The organism is Candidatus Eisenbacteria bacterium, assembly GCA_020847735.1.
Lineage (GTDB): Bacteria > Eisenbacteria > RBG-16-71-46 > RBG-16-71-46 > RBG-16-71-46 > CAIXRL01.
Genome location: JADLBL010000020.1, coordinates 256448 through 274738, shown reverse-complemented (window position 1 = coordinate 274738; position 18291 = coordinate 256448). Strand labels below are relative to the sequence as shown.

The following is an 18291-nucleotide window of genomic DNA, read 5'->3' as shown; positions in this document are numbered from 1 at the left end:
CTCAGACCGCCAGCATCAGCCGCTCGGGATCCTCGAGGCGCTCCTTCACGCGCACGAGGAACGTCACGGCCTGCTCGCCGTCGATCAGGCGGTGGTCGTAGGAGAGCGCCAGGTACATCATCGGCCGCACGACCACGGAGTCGTCCACCACCACCGCCCGCTTCTCGATCTTGTGCATGCCGAGGATGCCGCTCTGCGGTGGATTCAGGATCGGCGTCGAAAGCAGGGATCCGAAGACGCCGCCGTTGGTGATCGTGAACGTGCCCCCCGAGAGTTCCTGCGGCGTGAGGATGCCGTCCCGGGCGCGGCCGGCCAGGCGCGCGATCTCGCGCTCGAGGCCGGCGAAGTCGAGCCGCTCGGCGTTGCGCACGACCGGAACGACCAGGCCCCTCGGCGTGCTCGCCGCGATGCCGAGGTGCACGACGTCGTGATAGACGATGTCGCTGCCGCGGATCTCGGCGTTGACCGCCGGCACGTCCTCGAGGGCCTCGATGCACGCCCGGCCGAAGTAGCTCATCAGCCCGAGGCGCACGCCGTGCTTCTTCTCGAATGCGTCCTTCCAGCGCGCCCGCGATTCCATCACGCGCGACATGTCCACCTCGTTGAAGGTGGTGAGGATCGCCGCCGTCTGCTGGGCGCGCACCAGCTTCTCGGCGATGCGCGCGCGAATCCGGCTCATCGGCACGATGCGCTCGTCCGAGCCGGGCGCGGGAGTTTCGAGCGCGGCGGGAGGCGTCGCCGGCTCCGGCGCTGCCGGCCGCGGAGCGACCGCCGGCGCCGAATCGGGCGCGGCCCAGGGCGCGGAACCGGCCGGTGGCGGTTGCGGCACGGCCGCGCGCGCCGCCGGGGCGGACGCCGCGGCACGCAGCGCGTCTTCCTTGAGCACGCGGCCGCCGGGACCTGTGCCCTGCAGCGCGGCCGGATCGAGCCCGCGCTCCTCGACGATTCTTCGGACCGCCGGCGAGAGCGTCGTGTCCTTCGCGGGCGCCGCCGCGGGGCCCGCGGCCGCGACGGCCGGCGGGGCGGCCTCTGGCGCTGACGCGACCGCCGCGGAGGGCGGGGCCGAGACCCCGCCAGCTTCGATCCGGCCGAGTTCGTCCCCGACCTGCACGGTTTCGCCGACCTTCCGTGCGTGGCGAAGCACGCCGGAGGTGTCCGCGACGATTTCGACCGCCGCCTTGTCGGTCTCGAGCGTCGCGACCGGCTCGTCCACGCGCACGGCGGCGCCGTCGTCCTTCAGCCATTCCACGAGCACCGCCTCGGAGATGGACTCGGCCAGTCTCGGTACCCGGATCTCGACGCTCACGGCCTTGCTCCCTTCATCGCCCGTGCCGGGCGCCCTTCGGAGTCGCGATCCACGACGGTGGCGCCAAAGGCCTCGGCGAGGAGCTGCTGCTCCTGTTGCTGGTGCATTCCGTAGTAGCCAGTCGCCGGCGAGGACGCCGCCGGGCGCGAGATGCGCCGGAAGTCCGTGCCCGCCGGACGGACGCCGTCAATGCGGTGGCGCATCGCCCGCCAGCCCCCCATGTTGGCCGGCTCCTCCTGAACCCAGCGGACCTCCTTGAGGTTCGGGTAGCGCGCGAGCGCCGCCTTGAGTTCGTCGCCGGGGAAGGGATAGAGCTGCTCGAGCCGCAGGATCGCGACGTCCTCGCGTTTGCCCGCCGCCCGTGCTTCGAGCAGCGCGTAGTAGAGCTTGCCCGAAACGATCAGCGCGCGCGTCACGGCCGCGACGTCGGTTCGCGGATCGTCGATCACGACCTGGAACGCCCCGCGCTCGAACTCCTCCACGCGCGAGACCGCGAGCTTGTGCCGGAGCAGGCTCTTGGGGCTCATCAGGACCAGCGGCTTGCGGAAGCGCCGGTGCAGCTGGCGGCGCAGGGCGTGGAACAGCTGTGCGGGCGTCGTCAGGTTGCACACCTGCATGTTGCGATCGGCGCACAGCTCCAGGAACCGCTCGAGCCGCGCGCTGGAATGCTCCGGTCCCTGCCCTTCGTAGCCGTGCGGCAGGTACAGCGTCAGGCCCGACATGCGGCCCCACTTGGCCTCGCCGCTCGCCACGAACTGGTCCACGATGACCTGGGCGGCGTTGGCGAAGTCCCCGAACTGCGCCTCCCAGATCACCAGCGTGTGGGGGTCGGCCGTGCTGTAACCGTATTCGAAGCCGAGCACGGCCGCTTCGCTGAGCATCGTGTCCACGATCTCGAAACGTCCCTGCTCCGGCGCGAGGTGCTGCAGTGGCACCCACCGGCGGCCATCCTCGGCGTCGTGCAGCATCGCATGGCGGTGCGTGAACGTGCCCCGCCCCGAATCCTGTCCCGAGAGCCGGACGTTCCGGCCCTCGAGCAGCAGCGAGCCGTAGGCGAGCGACTCCCCGAGCGACCAGTCCACCCGGTCCTCGAGGAGCATCTTCCGGCGGTCCACGGCAAGCTGCGCGATCTTGCGGTGGGGCCGGAAGTCCTCCGGCAGGTTCGTCAGCCCGTGCAGAATCTGCTCCAGAGTGGCCCGCGGCACGCGCGTGTCGGCGCTCCAGTCCTCACCCGCCCACTCCAGCCCGCGCCACAGGCCCGCCGGATTTCCGCGGTTCGGGGGCACGGGATCGCTGGTCGCCTTGCGGTGCGCGGCACGGAACGTGGCGGCGAGTTCGGACTCGATCTTCTCGAGCGTGGCGGAATCGAGCACGCCCTCGGCGACCAGCCGCCCGGCATAGCGGCGGGCGGCCGGCACGTGTTCGGCGATGGCCTTGTACATGACCGGCTGGGTGAAGGTCGGATCGTCCATCTCGTTGTGCCCGTGCAGGCGATAGCACACGAGATCAATGAACACGTCGCGCTGGAAGCGCATGCGCCATGCGAGGGCGAGCGACATCGCGCGCACGCAGGCCTCCGGGTCGTCGCCGTTGACGTGGAACACCGGCGCGTCCAGCGCCCGTGCGATCGCCGTCGGATAACGGGTCGGGCGCGAGTACTCCGGCGAGGTCGTGAAGCCCACCTGATTGTTGACGATGACGTGGATCGTGCCGCCGGTGACGTAGGCCGGCAGCTGCGCGAGCGCCAGGGTCTCGGCGACGATGCCTTCGCCCGCGAAGGCGGCGTCGCCGTGAATCAGCACCGGCACGCCGCGGGTGCGCGTGGTGTCCCCCGCCACCTGCTGCTTGGCGCGCAGCGATCCGAGCACGACCGGGTTGACGAACTCCAGATGGCTGGGGTTGTAGCACAGCGACAGCGCGATGCTGCGGCCGTTCGGCAGCGGCATGCTCGACGAGTAGCCGAGGTGGTACTTCACGTCGCCATGCCCCTGGACGTCCTCGGGCAGGAAGCTGCCCTCGAACTCGCTGAAGATTTCCTCGAGCGGCTTCTTCAGGATGTTCGCGAGGAAGTTGAGCCGGCCGCGATGCGGCATGCCCATCCGCAGCGTCTCGACGCCCAGCAGCCCGGCCTCGACCGTCAGCGACTCGAACATCGGAATCAGGCTCGCGGCGCCCTCGAGCGAGAAGCGCTTCTGACCGGTATAGCGGGCGTGCAGGAAGTGTTCGAACCCGTCGGCCGCCAGCAGCGCGCGAAGGATGCGGACCCTTTCTCCCGGGGTGGGTCGGGGGCGGTTGAGCCCGCGCTCGATCTGGTCCGCCAGCCACTCGCGACGCGCCGGATCCGAGATGTCCATGTATTCGACCGCCAGGGTTCCGCAGTAGGTCGAACGCAGCGCCTCGATCAGCTGGCGCAGCGTGCCGCCGAACTCTCCGAGGAACGGTGCCCCGGAGACGGGCCGATCGAGATCGGCCTCCGAGAGCCCGTGCGCCGCGAGCTCCAGGAACGGGTGCTGCTGAGGACCCGAGCCCAGGGGATCGAGCCGGGCCACCAGGTGGCCGAACTCGCGGTAGGCGTGGATCACCCCCTGGGCGCCCCCCTCGGACGTGGTCTGGGCAGTCGCCTCGCCTCGGTCACGCCGGGCGCCGACCTCGACGCCCGCGAAAAACAGCGCCCACTCGGGCGGAACCGACGCGGGATCGGCCTGCCAGCGCGAGTGCTGCGCGTCGATGTAGTCGGCGTTGGCACGCAGGACGAAATCGAGTGGCCGCGACATGACTCCCTCGGGTAAATGCCGAGGCCCGCTGGGCGCAGCAGGCGGTGCGAGCGCCGCGGGTCCGATGGGCGTTCCTTATAACAGATGAATCGGCAGGTGTTCACGGGCGAGTTCTGGCCGTCCCCCGGTAGAGAATGAGCCGGGTCCACAGTCGGGCGCTTCGGCCCAGTGCGAACTGCGGGGCCTGGCGCCTCGGACCGCCGAACTCCGGACGAGCTTTCGGGTCATCGAGCGGCGCACGTCCGTGCGGGACGCACGGCGGAGCGGGCTTCCGGGCTGCAAAACGCCAGCCTCCGGCCGGGCGAGATCTCCCAGACGCCAGCGGAGGCTGGGCTTGAAGCGCCGGAGCTGCCCGGCCCCGGACTTGCAGAGGCAGCATTGGATTGTGTCCGGCTTGCACCTTGGAGGTGGGCAGTGCGTCGCATGGATGGATTCAGCCTCATGGAGCTCATGATCGTGCTGGTCGTCGCGGGGATCATCTTCGCGATCGGCCTGCCCGCGTTCGGGAGCTACCGGAACTCGCTCGCGCTCAAGCAGGTGAGGACGAACCTGCTCGAGGACCTGCGGAGCGCCCGGCAGTACGCCGTCTCGAGGCGCTCCCCGGTCTACGTCATCTTCGGCAACCCCCCGGCCACCACCAACATCACCAGCTACCAGATCTACGTGGACAAGAACGCCAACGGCGTCCTCGACACCGACGAGCGCCTTTACCGGCGCAACCTGCCTTCGACCACGCAGCTCCTCAGCGTCTCCGTCTCTCCGCAACCCGACACGCTGGTGTTCGACATCAGCGGGATCCTCTGGCCGGGTTCGAACGGCGGAACGCTCGTGTTCGCCAATCAGCGCGGCAACAGCGACACGCTCCAGGTCTCCGCCGCGGGAATCGCGTACCGGCCATGAACGAACGACTCCGCTCCCGTCGCCCAGCAGGACTCCGCAACCCTCGCGCGGGCTTCACGCTCATCGAGGTCATGGTCGCGCTGGTGATCTTCGCCGTCGGCGTGCTGTCGCTCGGCCTCGTCGTCCCGGCCGCGACCAAGCGCGTCACCAAGGCCGGCGTGCAGACTCGCGCGTCGGCGCTCGCCGCCGAAAGGGCCGAGACCCTGCTGACCACGCCCTATGGTCACGACGATCTGCTCTCGGGCGCCCACACGGACCCGGAAAACCCGGTGGACAGCACCTACTACGTGAGGTGGACCGTCACGGACGACGCGCCGATCGCCGGGTGCAAGCGCGTCGTGGTGAGCGTCTCGAAGAACAGTGTCGGCGCCAAGGCCGAAGCCGCGGTCACGATCGTGTGCCCGCAGTCGGGAGGTTGAGATGCGGTCCCGTGTCCCGACCCCCGCGGCGGCCGTTCACGGCTTCGGCCTGATCGAGCTGCTCGTGACGCTGACCGTGCTGGGCGGCGTGCTCGGCATGGTGTTTCTCGCCCTCACCGGTTCGCAGAACCAGAGCACCCGCGTGACCAAGGTCGCCGAGGAGCGGCAGATGGCGCGCACCGCCGTGCAGCTCCTCGAGCGTGAGGTTCGCATGTCGGGCTCGGGCTGGGGTCGCACGGTCGTCCGCTCCGGCGGCGGCGCGGACCTGCAGGCCATCAACTTCGGTTACGGCGGCCCGACCAGTCCGGACTCGATCGTCCTGCTCGGCGCCTGGCAGTCCGCGACGACCCTGACGGCGAACATGCTCGACGAAAACTCGGCGCTGACCGTCGCCAGCGTGGCCGGCATCAACGTAGACGATCTCGTGCTCATCACCGACAAGCAGAGTCAGCGCGCGCACCTGTTCCAGGTGACCGGTGTCAACACCGGCACCAACACGCTGCTGCACGCCAACACGTCGTCCTACAACACCGGCCACACGAACTGGCCGCCCTCGCCCGGATACGGCTCGGGCTCGTACCTGTACAAGGTCACGATGTCCAGCTACGTGTACGACTCGACGAGCTTCCGCAAACCGTGCGTGGTTCGCTACGAGCCCGGCCAGCCTCGCCAGGTCGTCGCCTACGACGTCAGCGGCTTCCGCGTCTGGTACCAGCTCCAGGACGGCACGTGGACCCGCGATCCCGTCGACCTGAACATGGTGGACAAGATCATTCCCGTGGTTTTCACCCGGGTGGACGACGCCCGGTACGGCACCCTGCGCGACAGCGTGTGGGCTTCGATCCGCCCACGCACGTTCTAGCTCCGGAGGTTTCCCATGGTTCCCGCTCGCAGCCCGCACCGCACGCATTCGGAGCGAGGGATCGCCCTGGCCGCCGCGATTCTCGTGGTCCTGATGTCGTCGATCATCGTCGCGACGTTCATGACGACCACGGTCGGCGAGCGCGCCATGTCGTCCAACGTCCAGATCGCCAAGGCCTCGCTCTACGCCGCCGACGCCGGCGTGCGCACGGAGCAGCAGTGGCTGGCCAACTTCGCGCAGGCGAAGGTGGACAGCTGCGTCGCCGCGTGGAACGGCATGGACAGCCTGGTGATCAAGAACCCGGGCGCGATCTTCCCGAACGGCGTCTTCACCGTCGCCTCCTCCAACCCGCCGTTCTCGGCCAGCGGCACCATCGCCTGGGCCGACACGGACATCACCAAGCAGATGCAGGCGTACGACTACCGCTTCACGATCCAGTCGCAGGGCACCGTCGGCAACGGCGGCACCCGCCGCGTGCAGGCGTCCGGCAACCTGCGCCTGAGCGCCACGCGCGGCACGTTCGCCGACTACCTGATCTTCCTCGAGAACCACACCTCGACCAGCGGCGCGGCCATCTGGTTCACCTCGAGCGTCACCTTCGACGGCCGCGTGCACGCGAACGACATGCTCCACTTCGCGTTCAAGCCGACCTTCTACGACGCGGTGACGAGCACCAACTCCAGGGCGATGTTCAACAACAACGGCAGCCCCAAGACGCTCGCCGCGAACAACAACGGCACGATCGACGTGCCCAACTTCGGCAACGGCTTCTACCGGGGTCAGCCGGACATTCCGCTGCCCACGAACGCCTACAACCAGCAGCAGGAGGCGCTCGGCAACGCGGGTGCCACGACCTCGCCGACCAACTCGTACGTGAACGGCGTGCTCGGCACGGGCGCGGGCTCGAGCACCCCGCCGAACGGCATCTACATGGTCAACTCGGGCGGCGCTTCGGCCACCACCGGCGCGATGACGGGCGGCCTGTACATCCAGGGCAGGCTCGACAAGTGCAAGATGTGGGCGGACACGGTGGGCAACCGCCAGTGGTACCAGTTCACGCAGGGCAGCACGGTGAAGACCGTATGCGTGGACCCGGCCTCCGGCGGCTCGACGAAGGTCTGGAACGGGTCCAGCTTCAGCGGCTCGCCGGACGCCTCCTTCACCGGCGTCCCCAACGGCCAGCTGTTCGTGAACGGCAGCATCAGCGACCTGCGCGGACCTGACCGCACGAGCGGCGGGCTCGTCCTGCCGGCGGTCGCCGAGGGCAACAAGATGCTGCTGACCGCCAACGGAGACATCACGCTGACGCGCGACCTGACCTACGACAGCTACGACAAGGCCGCGAACGTGCTCGGCATCTTCACGCCCGTCGGTGCGGTGCACGTCGGCAGCGGCGCTCCCGACAATCTCAACCTCGACGCGTTCGTGATGGCGACCGACGCCACCGACGGCCAGTTCACGGTGGACAACTACAACAGCGGCTCCTCGCGCGGCATCTTCAATCTTCGCGGTGGCATCACCGAAACCTTCTACGGCCCGTTCTTCACGTTCGACACCAGGACGGGCAAGCTGCTCACCGGCTACGGCCGCAACTTCCGCTACGACAAGCGCGGCCTCGTGCCGCCGTGCTATCCGACCACGCTCCGCTTCAACTCCAACATGCCGACGGCGCGCACGCTGTCGTGGAAGGAGATCTGAGCCATGGAGAACAAGTCCGGCCCGGGACCGCTCGTGTGGGCCGTCGCCCTCGTGACCGTGGCGGCGCTCGCGTTCCTCGGCTGGCGCTCGAACCAGCCGCGGCCCACCGCCGCTCCCGTGCGGGCCAGCGCCCCCGCGAAGCCGAAGCCGGCGAAGCAGAAGCCCGAGGCTCCGATCGTCACCGAGGTGAACGGCGGACTGCCGGGATGAGCCCCTGCAACCGCGCATGATTCGAGGCCGTCCGGAACCTTCCGGGCGGCCTCGGCGCTTTCGGCCCGTCGCGCTCCCGCGGCGCCCGCTCGCGGGCGTCAGGTTCGACCGACACGCTCGCCCGGGTTCGCGTCCGCGCGAGTCGCCTCGTCGGCGCACAGCAGCCCGCACATCGCCAGCGACCACGCACCGAGCGACTTGTAGACCTCCTCGGTCGTTCCCACCCATGGCCGCGTCGCGGGCGCGAGGCGGTCCCACGGAAGCTGGTCGAACACCTCGGACAGCGCGAAGCAGACGAGCGCGACGGCCAGGGGGAGCATGGCCGGCTCGAGTGCCCGGCGCGTCGGCCACAGCATCGCGACGACGAGCACCAGCCCCGCCACGTAGGCCGTGAAGACGTACAGATCCGTGTCGAGCACGCCCAGCGGACGCGGGACACCCGCGCGAAGCAGCAGTTCCGCCGCCTGCTCGTGAAGCTGGCCGACTTCGTCGAATGCGAGCCAGAAGCAACCCAGCCCGCCGAGGAGCCAGCCCAGCCATTCACGCCCCTGCCCCGGCGTTCGCATCGCGCGCCGGGAGGCGACCAGGAAACCGCTGCCGCAAATGACCAGGCAGAAGCCGCTCGCCAGCGTCATCAACCCCGACAACGGCCGTCCGCTCCAGCGGAAGTCGAGAAAGTAGTAAAGCCCGTGCCCCGCCCACGCGGCGAGCGCGCACACCAGCAGGCCGCCGAGCCAGCCGAGTCCCAGAAACCGCGCATGCCGCCGCCAGCCCGCGTCGCACGACGTCGCCAGCCACCGCCAGAGCCCCAATCGCACCTCCCTGTGGGCGGCGCGCGGAGCGCCGACGAGCGCGCAGGATACACGAACGCCGCACGGGTCCGCCCCGCTCTTTCGATCCGCACCTGCCGTCGTTCGTCCCGACTTCGGAGATGTGCCGGGAGCAGGGCTCGAACCTGCACGGGGTTTCCCCCAGCGGATTTTAAGTCCGCTGCGTCTGCCATTCCGCCATCCCGGCGTCTTCCGATCGGGCGGGCCCAGAACCCGCCCGCATGCGATCCCCAACGCCCCCGAACGAGCCTCGAAACGAGAAACGCCCGGACCCTCGAGGCGAGGATCCGGGCGCCGTCATCGGCGGAGGAAAGACGTCAGTGCCCGGATCTTCCCGCGCCCTCTAACACGTCGGTCACGTTCACGACGGGGAACTTCGACAGGAAGCTCTGCACCGGCCAGCCGAACAGACCGAGGAAGCCGATCGTGACCCCGATCTCCGGCAGCCCGAGCCAGACCTGCTCGGCGTTCAGCGACGGCATCACGAGGACGACGCGCTCGAGCCAGATACCGACGAGCACGATGAGCGAGAAGGTCATGAGCAGCACGGGCTTCGTCTTCGCGGGTTTGTTGAGCATTCCGAGGAAGGGAATGGCGAACACCAGCGTGAATACCGTGAACGACAGCGTGCGCCACGGCTCCTCGAAACGGATGAACACCCACCAGCTCTCTTCGGGAATGTTCGCGTACCAGATGGTCAGGTACTGCGACCAGAACAGGTAGGCCCAGAAGATGCACCAGGCGAACAGGATCTTGCCGATGTCCCAGAACATGTTGGTCGAGATGTACGCCTCGAGCCGGTACTTCGCGCGCAGCTGCACGGCCATGAAAGCCGTCATCGCGATGCCCGCGATGAACGCCCCGGCATAGATCCACCAGCCGAACAGGCCGCTCACCCAGTTCGGCGTCAGCTCCATGATGAAGTCCCAGCCGAGCACGGAGAAGAAGATCACGAAGGTCAGCGCCAGCTGGGGCGAGAGGTGAGCGAGCTCGTGACGGCGCCATTTCGCCTCCGCCTCGTCGCCCTTCCAGTTCGCCGACATGCGCTCGTACTCGGCCTTCAGCTCGGGCGCCACGTGCGGCTTGAGGGCCTGAAGGTCGGAGCGCAGCGTCACCCGGACCAGCTTCGCCGACAGCCACCAGAAGAGCAGCGCGCCGCCGAGCGTGCGCACGTAGAGGAACGGCACGTTCAGGAACGGCTTGAGCCGCGGCTCGACTCCCTGCACCCACGGCAGGTAGGTCCCGATGCCGCCGACGAGCAGCACCAGCAGCGTCGCGATGCCGACGGGCAGGTAGGCCGTGAAGGACTCGGCGATGCGCATCACCGGACCGCCCCAGCGACCGTTCGACAGCCGGTACGAGGCGGAAAGCGCGATGGCGCCCTGGGCCACACCGAGGAAGTAGATCGTGTTGATCGCCCACGCGCCCCAGGCACGCAGCGGGTTGGTCGCGAACAGGTAGGCGAGCGACGCCGCCCCGACGACGAAACAGGCGATCCAGATCCGCCGCTTGCGCGCGTTGGGCCGGACGGGGAGCTTGCCGGCGATGTCGCGGAGCACGTCCTCGTGGCTCATCTCGGGCTGACCTTCTGCATGTGGCGGAGGTAGTGCAAAATGTCCCACGCGTCGTGCGCCGAGAGGGCGTTCCCGTACGACGGCATCACCACCCCGCCGTAGCGCATGTAGCTGTAGATGAAGCCGTCGCTGCGATCGCGCGTCGCCTGCGCGAGCAGGTCGGGCGGCGGCATGAAGAACGGCACGACCGTGCCGTCCCCCATCATCGTCTTGCCGTGGCAGGGCGAACAGATCGCGCGGAACAAGGTGTCGCCGCGCACGATGGATTCGTCGGTCACGGGCGTGGGGTCGTGGATCAGCGGCGCCGTTTCGTCGTAGGGCGCGGAGCCGATCCAGCGGTCCTGGCCGATCGACGAGACGGCCAGCGAGTCCGGGGCGCGAAAGGTGACCCACTTGCCGTTCGTCGGGTCGTAACGCTGCGGGTCGATCACGATGGTCTGGCGCATGTCGCGGATCGGGTAATAGCGCAGGTGCGTGAGCGACTTCTTCAGATCCTGGCAGCCCTGCTGGAAGGACACCGACCACAGCGCGAGGACGCCGAGCAGGAGCGCGGGCTTAAGCATGGACCTGCACCTCCTCGGCCCCGCTGCCCTTCATCACTTCCTCGACGCGCTGCGCGGCCTTCGCGTCACACGGCACCCAGACGCCGATGCGGTCCTCCTGGAAGCGCGGATCGTAGGGCGCCACCGGCTTGACCTGCGGCAGCCTCGCGAGCGCGAGCATGCCGATCAGGTTCGCGATGCCGGCGATGAGAATCATGGATTCGTAGCCGATCACGGTCATCGGCGGCAGTGAATAGAGCTCCTTGCCGCCGATGACGAGCGGCCACGCCCACAGCGTGTAGTAGCACAGGCCGAAACCGCCGGCGGCGCCCAGAAAGCCGCCCACCGCCGTGACCCAGCGGACCAGCGACGGGCCGTGGTCGAGCGCGCTCTCGAGCTCGTGGTGCGGCACGGGCGAGAACACGTTGAGGTCCGCGTGCCCGGCCTGGCGCAGCGCCTTCACCGCGTCGGCGGCGTCGTCCACGTAGTACCAGACGCCCAGCACGCCGCTGAACTTCGGGGGCACCGGGTTCAAGATGCGTTCCAACATCCCGCCCAGCATCAGTGGCTCCCCTTTCGCCGCGGAACGGGCAGCGTTTCCTTGATCTCGGTGATCGAGAACGCCGGCAGCAATCGGACGAACACGAGGAAGAACATGAAGAACCACGCGAACGACCCGACGATCAGCGCGATCTCGGTGATCGAGATGCGGTAGTGGAACCAGTTCGACGGGTTGAAGGCGCGCGCCAGCGAGGTGACGATGATGACGAACCGCTCGAACCACATTCCGACGTTGACCAGGATCGAAAGGATGAACAGCGCCGTCATGTTTCGCCGCACGGACTTGAACCACAGCGACAGCGGGAAGATCACGTTGCAGCTGAACATGATCCAGAAGGCCCACCAGTAGTGCCCGAACGCCCGGAACACGAACAGGTCGCGCTCGGTCTTGCTCGGGCCCGCCCACGCCATGAAGAACTCGGTCAGGTACGAGTAGCCGACCATGCTCGAGGTCAGCAGCACGAGCTTGGACAATTTCTCCATGTGGTCGATGGTGACCAGGTGCTGCAGGTTGAAGCCCTTGCGGATGATGATGAGCAGGAAGATCACCATCGCCACACCCGAGAAGATCGCGCCCGCCACGAAGTAGGGCGCGAAGATCGTGGTGTGCCAGCCCGGGACCTGCGCCATCGCGAAGTCCCACGAGACGACCGAGTGCACCGAGAAGACCAGCGGCGTCGCGAGCGCGGCGAAGAACAGGTAGGCGCCGTAGAAGTGCTTCCACTGGTAGTTCGCGCCGGACCAGCCGAACGACAGGAGCGAGAAGATCAGCCGCATCACCGGGTGTTTGGCGCGGTCGCGCGCGGCGGCGATGTCGGGAATGAGCCCGACGAGGAAGAAGATGCTCGAGATCGTCAGGTAGGTGTTGACGGCGAACACGTCCCACTCGAGCGGCGAGCGGATGTTCGTCCAGATCTGGCGCTGGTTCGGATAGGGGAACAGCCAGTAGTCGAACCACGGCCGGCCGGTGTGGATCGCCGGGAAGACGGCCGCGGTCAGCACGCCGAAGATCGTCATCGCCTCGGCGATGCGATACACGGCGCGCCGGAAATGCGAGCGGAACAGGAACAGCACCGCCGAGACCAGCGTGCCGCAGTGCGCGATGCCGACCCAGAAGACGAAGTTCGTGATGCCGACCGCCCACATGACCGGGCGCTGGAAGCCCGAGACGCCCCAGCCGAGCACGATCAGGTTGCGCACCGAGGCGAGCGCGACCGCGAGCACGATCAGGTCGAGCAGGAACAGCGTCCACCAGACCTTGCCCGGCAGGCTGATCAGCCTGAGGACGTCGTCGTTCAGCGATTTCTGCGTGACGGGACGTTCGTCCACGTCGTTCACGCCGTCCACGGTCAGATCCCGCAGGGTCGTCGTCGTCACGCCTGCCCCCCGCTCATCGTGTCCCGCTTGACCTTCTGCAGGTACGTGACGCCCGGCTTCGTGTTGAGTTCGTCGAACACCCAGTAGCGCCGCTCGCCGAAGCTGGCCTTGTGCACGGCCGAATCGGCGTCGGCAAGGTCGCCGAACGTGATGGCCCGCGCCGGGCAGCTTTGCGCGCACGCGGTCTGGATCTCGCCGTCGCGGACCTCGCGATGCTCGTCCTTGGCGTTGCCCTTGCCCTCGAGGATGCGCTGGATGCACATCGAGCACTTCTCCATCACGCCCTTGGAGCGGACCGTGACGTCGGGATTGAGCTGCCAGTTGAGCGGTTCGGGGAACGCGAAGGTCACCTTCTCGGGCGCGCTGTAGTCGAACCAGTTGAACGCGCGCACCTTGTACGGGCAGTTGTTCGAGCAGTACCGCGTGCCGACGCAGCGGTTGTAAACCTGCCCGTTGATCCCCTCGGGCGTGTGGAAGGTCGCGTAGACCGGGCACACCATCTCGCACGGCGCGTCGCCGCAGTGCTGGCACATCATGGGAATGAAGCGCACGTCGGCGGCGCCCGGCGCGAGCTTCTCCTCGAAGCGGTCGATACGGATCCACGCCATCTCGCGGCCCTTCTGGACCAGTTCGGGACCCACGACCGGAATGTTGTTCTCGGCGTAGCACGCCACGACGCACGCGGCGCAGCCGGTGCAGGCGTCGAGGTTGATCGCCATCGCCCAGCGGTGCTTGGCGGTCGCGTAGCTGCCGACGTTGACCGGATTCGCGCGCGGTCCGCGCCCCTTGAGCTCGCTCTCGAAGGCGGTGATCGTGTGCGCGGGCATCTTCACCGAGTCGGGGCGCGCCAGCGGCTCGGTGTAGCGGCCCTTCTTCATCTGCATCGGGCTCACGTCGCCGTGCACGCCCTCGCCGCCCGGGTAGTGCCCCGGATACGCGCGCTCGTGCGCGCCCTTCGCTTCGCTCGCGTGCCCGCCTTCCGTCGCGTGCCCGCCGGACGCACCCGCCGCCGCGAGCAGCTGAGCGACCGGGATGACCTGCGCGATGCCGCGATCGTGCTGGTCCTTGGTGGCCTGCTGCAGGTACAGGCTGGCCGCCTTCGCGCCCGCGGCCAGCTTCGCCTTCGCGCCCAGGTACGCGAGCGCGCCCGAAGCGGCGTCGGTCGCCTGCGGCACGAGCGCGAGCGCGTTGACGCCGCGGCCGGTCGCGTAGCGACCATAGTTCGTGTGGCCCTGCCCGAGGGTGATCGCCACCGTATCCGGACGGATGCCGGCATACGGGTACGCGGGCACCGTGACGCTGCCGGCCGAAGTCTCGACGCGAACGGCGTCGCCGGAGTCCAGCCCCAGCTTCTTCGCCGTGTCGGGGTGGATTTCGGCCCAGGTGCCCCACACCGCCTTGCTGGTCATGTCGGGCAGTTCCTGCAGCCAGGGCTTGTTCGCGCCGCGGCCGTCGTGGAAATTGTTCGACGGCACCACGACCAGCGTGTAGTCGCCCTCGCCCGCGAGCGGCGACGTCGCGAACACGGGCGCACCGGCCCAGCGCACCGCGGGATTCGCGGCCGGCTCCCAGACGCCGCCGGCCTTGAGCGAGTCCAGCCAGAAGGTGTCGAAGTCGCGCCCGCTTCCCAGCCGCGCGTGCACCGGCTTCCAGTTGGCCTTGACGTAGTCGAACCACGCCGGGGCCGCGCCGGTGAGAAGTCCCGAGCCGGTGCCGAGCTGCAGCAGCACGTCGCCGGCGGCGCGCGCGTCGAACATCGGCAGCGGCTTCATCGTCGCCTGGATCAGCGAGAAGACGCCCTTGACGCCGAAGTCGTCGCCGAAACTCTCGAGCGGGTGCAGGACCGGCAACACGAGGTCGCACTGGTCCGCCGTCTCGTCCATCGCCGCCGCGAGCGCGACCTTGAAGGGCACCTTCGCGAACGCGTCCGCGAAGCCGGCCCACGCCGGCAGCGCGTAGGCGGGGTTCGCGCCGTTCACGAGCGCGACGTCGAACGCGCCGGCCGACATCGCCTTCAGTTCCTCGCCCAGGGCGGCGAAACCGGAGACGCCGTCGAAGTCGAGGGGCCGGTCGAATCGCAGCGTGCGGCCGACCGCGCCCGAGGCGTAGTTGAGCAGGTTGACCGCGGCGACCAGCGAGGTCGCCTGCGTGCCCTGGGCGGCGATGCCGCCCGCCACCGCCAGCGGCGAGCCGGCCCTGACGAACAGTCGCGCGAGCCGCTGCACGCTTGCGGCGTCCACGTCCGTCTGCTTCGCGACCTCGTCGGGCGTCCAGGCCGCGACCGCGGCGCGCAGCGCGCCGCCCTCGGGCACCGGCGGCCCGAGGTTCTCGGCGAGGATCACGTGCGCGAGCCCGAGCGCGAGCGCGGCTTCGGTTCCCGGCCGGATCGCGACCCACTCGTCGGCGTTCGCGCCCGTCAGCGAAAGGCGCGGCTCGACGGCAACGAACCAGCCGGCCGAATCGTCCCGCTTCGCGCGCATGGCCGCGAATCCGCGCGCCTGCGCCACCGGGGAACCGAACGTCTCGAGGAAGTCGGCGCCGAACGAAATGACGCAGCGCGCCGAGGCGAAGTCGTAGCGCGGCACCGCCGCGAGGCCGAACGTCTTCTGGTTGGCCGCCCGCACCGCCTCGTACGCGTACGGCTCCCACATCACGTGCCGGCCGCCGGTGGCCTTCGCGAAATCGCGGGCCAGCGCGCGCATCGAGCCGGTCTCGCGCCCGGTGAGCAGCAGCGTCCTGCCCTTCGCGGCGCCGAGTTTGCCGGCGGCGAGCGCCAGCGCCTCCTCCCAGGTGGCGGGCCGCCACTTGCCCGCTTCCTTCAGCATCGGCGTCTTCAGGCGGTCGGGATCGTAGAGCCCCTGCAGCGACGCCTGCCCGCGCGCGCACAGTCCGCCCTGGTTCACCGGATGATCCGGGTTGCCCTCGATCTTGATCGCGCGGCCCTCGCGCGTGCGGACGACGATGCCGCAGGCGGCCGGGCACTCACGGCAGGTGCTGGCGTAGAAGTAAGGAACGCCCGGGAGGATGTCCTCGGGCGCCACCAGGTACGGAATCAGTCTCTCCGCGGGTGGCTTCGCGCAGCCCGCCGCCGCGCCGGCGACGCCGACGCCCACCAGCTTGAGAAAGTCGCGGCGATTGAAGACCACCGAATCCGACATGGGGGAACGGGTCCTCTAGTGGTGACAGGCGAGGCAGTCGAGCGTGGCCGTGAACTTGGGGTCGTTCTCGTGCTTGCGATGGCAGTCCACGCACCAGCCCATCTTGAGCGAGCTGTACTGGTAGACGACGTCCATCTCCTGCACCGGGCCGTGGCATTCCTGGCAGGCGAAGCCGGCCTGGACGTGGCGCTTGTGGTTGAACTTCACGTGGTCGGGCAGGTAGTGCACCTTGACCCACGGAATGTTCTCGCCGCGCTCCCAGTAGCCGGTGAGCTTCTGCACCTCGGGGCGGTCGGTGGCGGCCATCTTGTGGCAGCCCATGCAGGTGCTCATCGCCGGGATGTTCGCCCAGTTGGACTTGTAGGCGCCGTAGTGACAGTAGCGGCAGTCCATGCCGAGCTTGCCCGCGTGAATCGCGTGGCTGTAGGCGATCGGCTGCTTCGGTCCCTTGCGTCCGCCGAGTTGCACGCCGAACGACTGCGTGAACGCGACGGTGGCGAGCGCGAGGAACGACACCACGATGGCGGCGACGGTGAGTTTCTTCATGGCCGTGCGGCAACCTAGGATGCCGCGCCGGGGATGTCAACCCTTCTCAAGCTGCTCATCGTCGCCGACCGGGCTCGACGAGCTTGAGCCACTCGCCCGAAGCGATCGCCGTCGTCGAATCCACGCCGTTGAGGATGGCCAGATCGAGCACATCGAGCGCGTTCGGCTGCAGCCGCGGCAGCAGCGAGCGCAGCGTGCCGGCGGCGGGCGCGCTCAGCACGCGCACGCGATCGGGAACGGCGCTCGCGCGCCCGGCATCCAGCGGACGCAGCGAGCGGACCGCGGCGAGGATCGCGGCCTCGTCCGCGTCGCCGACGACCGAACTGCGGCCGAGGAACTGGAACAGGCGGTCGGGCGCCTGCCGGACCCACGCGGCGTCGAGCACGACCGGAGTCGCGCCGTCCTGCGCGGGCAGCGCCACGCGCCCCACCCACGCCGGCCAGCCACCGATGCTCTCGCGTGCGCCGGTCGCGCTCGCGACCCGGCCATCCCGGGCAAGCCCCGAGACGTAGTCCGCGGGCGAGAGCGCGCCCGCGTTCGGCGCCAGCGTCAGCTGCAGCGCGGCGCGCTGCTGCGGCTGCTGCGCGGCCACGGCGGAGTGGCTGTTGGCGGTCGTCCAGCCGGAGGGGAACGTGAGCTCGAAGCCCATCTGCGGGTGATAGAAGCGCGCGCCTTCGAAGTAACCCGCGCGCGGATCGCCGCCGAAAACGACGCCGCGCACGTGCCCGAGATATTCGTGGGCGCGCACGCGCAGGTCCTTCCGGCCCGCGACCGCCTCCGCCGCCAGCTGCGCGGTCCGCTGCTGACGGTCGCCCGGATCGGGATGCGTCGAGAGATAGAACGGCAGCCTTCCGCCACCCTTGTCGGCGAGCCGGCCGAGGGTTTCGTAGGTGCCGGGAATCTGCCGGGGATCCCAGCCGGCGGCGGTCGCGTAGCGGATTCCGAGCGCGTCGGCCTGCGTCTCGTCGTCGCGCCCGTACTTGAGCATCAGCAGCCCGAGCGCCTGTTCGGCGGCGCCGCTGTAGCGACGGAACGACGACGAGAAGACGCTGGCCAGCCCGAGTCCCAGCCCGGCCAGCTGCTGCTGCGTGATCTGCCTCGCCGAGTGTCGCGCGGTGACGTGGCCGATTTCGTGCCCGAGCACGCCGGCGAGCTGCGCCTCCGAGTTGAGGTAGGCGAGGATGCCGCGCGTGACGTAGATGTAGCCGCCGGGCATCGCGAACGCGTTGACGACCGGATCGTCGAGCACGGTGAAGTGCCAGTCGAGGTCGGGCAGCTCGCTGACCTTCGCGAGCCGCTGTCCGATGCTGTCCACGTAAGCCGAGAGCCGGGCGTCGTCGTACTGGCCGTACTCGGCGATCGTCGCCGGAAAGCCCTCGCGACCGATCTGCTTCTCCTGCTCGGCGCTGACCAGCGAGAACTCTCGCCGGCCGGTCGCCGGGTTGATCGCGCAGCCCGCAGCCAGGGCGAGGAGCGCGCCGCCGGTGAGCATGCGCGCGAGCCGTCGTCGGATGCACCGGTCCATCGCCCCTCC

At 69.0% G+C, this 18291-nt stretch carries 15 protein-coding genes and 1 tRNA gene; 5 read left to right on the top strand and 11 right to left on the bottom strand.

The genetic code is table 11. The features are described 5' to 3' along the window. Position 1: 1 nt before the first annotated feature. Together odhB and IT347_09855 are read right to left on the bottom strand one after the other, a co-directional pair. On the bottom strand, positions 2-1306 hold the full coding sequence (gene odhB, locus IT347_09860) for a 2-oxoglutarate dehydrogenase complex dihydrolipoyllysine-residue succinyltransferase (protein ID MCC6349878.1): 1305 nt from the start codon (positions 1304-1306) through the stop codon (positions 2-4). Then, the gene (locus tag IT347_09855) at positions 1303-4080 is read right to left on the bottom strand and encodes a 2-oxoglutarate dehydrogenase E1 component (protein MCC6349877.1); all 2778 of its coding nucleotides are present in this window, start codon (positions 4078-4080) and stop codon (positions 1303-1305) included. The genes odhB and IT347_09855 overlap by 4 nt, the downstream gene beginning before the upstream one ends. Positions 4081-4503: 423 nt before the next feature. Here IT347_09855 and IT347_09850 point away from each other — a divergent pair, with 423 nt between their 5' ends. Genes IT347_09850 through IT347_09830 form a run of 5 tightly spaced genes read left to right on the top strand, consistent with a single transcriptional unit; the run spans position 4504 to position 8169 of the window. Further along, entirely contained in the window at positions 4504-4980 is a 477-nt protein-coding gene (locus IT347_09850; protein MCC6349876.1) for a GspH/FimT family pseudopilin, read from the top strand. Beyond that, complete coding sequence (locus IT347_09845; GenBank protein MCC6349875.1) at positions 4977-5399, top strand: prepilin-type N-terminal cleavage/methylation domain-containing protein; 423 nt, start codon at positions 4977-4979, stop codon at positions 5397-5399. The genes IT347_09850 and IT347_09845 overlap by 4 nt, the downstream gene beginning before the upstream one ends. 1 nt (position 5400) lies before the next feature. Next, a complete protein-coding gene (locus IT347_09840) occupies positions 5401-6261 on the top strand; it encodes a type II secretion system protein (GenBank protein MCC6349874.1) in 861 nt (286 codons plus the stop codon). A 15-nt stretch (positions 6262-6276) separates the two neighbouring features. Beyond that, on the top strand, positions 6277-7959 hold the full coding sequence (locus IT347_09835; GenBank protein MCC6349873.1) for a DUF4900 domain-containing protein: 1683 nt from the start codon (positions 6277-6279) through the stop codon (positions 7957-7959). 3 nt (positions 7960-7962) lie between these two features. Next, the gene (locus tag IT347_09830; protein MCC6349872.1) at positions 7963-8169 is read left to right on the top strand and encodes a hypothetical protein; all 207 of its coding nucleotides are present in this window, start codon (positions 7963-7965) and stop codon (positions 8167-8169) included. Between the two features lie 98 nt (positions 8170-8267). Here the strand turns inward: IT347_09830 and IT347_09825 are convergent, their stop codons facing one another. The 9 genes from IT347_09825 to IT347_09785 all read right to left on the bottom strand — a co-directional run bounded on the left by IT347_09825 (position 8268) and on the right by IT347_09785 (position 18282). Beyond that, positions 8268-8981, bottom strand: a complete 714-nt coding sequence (locus IT347_09825) for a hypothetical protein (protein ID MCC6349871.1) — start codon at positions 8979-8981, stop codon at positions 8268-8270. Between the two features lie 122 nt (positions 8982-9103). After that, positions 9104-9186, bottom strand: a tRNA-Leu gene (locus IT347_09820). Positions 9187-9316: 130 nt separating this feature from the next. After that, on the bottom strand, positions 9317-10573 hold the full coding sequence (locus tag IT347_09815) for a hypothetical protein (protein ID MCC6349870.1): 1257 nt from the start codon (positions 10571-10573) through the stop codon (positions 9317-9319). Further along, positions 10570-11136 carry a cytochrome c gene (locus IT347_09810; GenBank protein MCC6349869.1) on the bottom strand — a complete coding sequence of 189 codons (567 nt, stop codon included), beginning with the start codon at positions 11134-11136 and terminating at the stop codon, positions 10570-10572. The genes IT347_09815 and IT347_09810 overlap by 4 nt, the downstream gene beginning before the upstream one ends. After that, a complete protein-coding gene (locus IT347_09805; GenBank protein ID MCC6349868.1) occupies positions 11129-11650 on the bottom strand; it encodes a DUF3341 domain-containing protein in 522 nt (173 codons plus the stop codon). Before IT347_09805 ends, IT347_09810 begins: the two co-directional genes overlap by 8 nt. Positions 11651-11676: 26 nt before the next feature. Further along, a complete protein-coding gene (gene nrfD, locus IT347_09800; protein MCC6349867.1) occupies positions 11677-13038 on the bottom strand; it encodes a polysulfide reductase NrfD in 1362 nt (453 codons plus the stop codon). Positions 13039-13049: 11 nt separating this feature from the next. Beyond that, complete coding sequence (locus IT347_09795) at positions 13050-16211, bottom strand: molybdopterin-dependent oxidoreductase (protein ID MCC6349866.1); 3162 nt, start codon at positions 16209-16211, stop codon at positions 13050-13052. A gap of 15 nt (positions 16212-16226) precedes the next feature. Continuing rightward, entirely contained in the window at positions 16227-16757 is a 531-nt protein-coding gene (locus IT347_09790; GenBank protein MCC6349865.1) for a cytochrome c3 family protein, read from the bottom strand. A gap of 55 nt (positions 16758-16812) precedes the next feature. Further along, positions 16813-18282, bottom strand: a complete 1470-nt coding sequence (locus IT347_09785) for a M48 family metalloprotease (GenBank protein ID MCC6349864.1) — start codon at positions 18280-18282, stop codon at positions 16813-16815. Positions 18283-18291 lie beyond the last annotated feature (9 nt).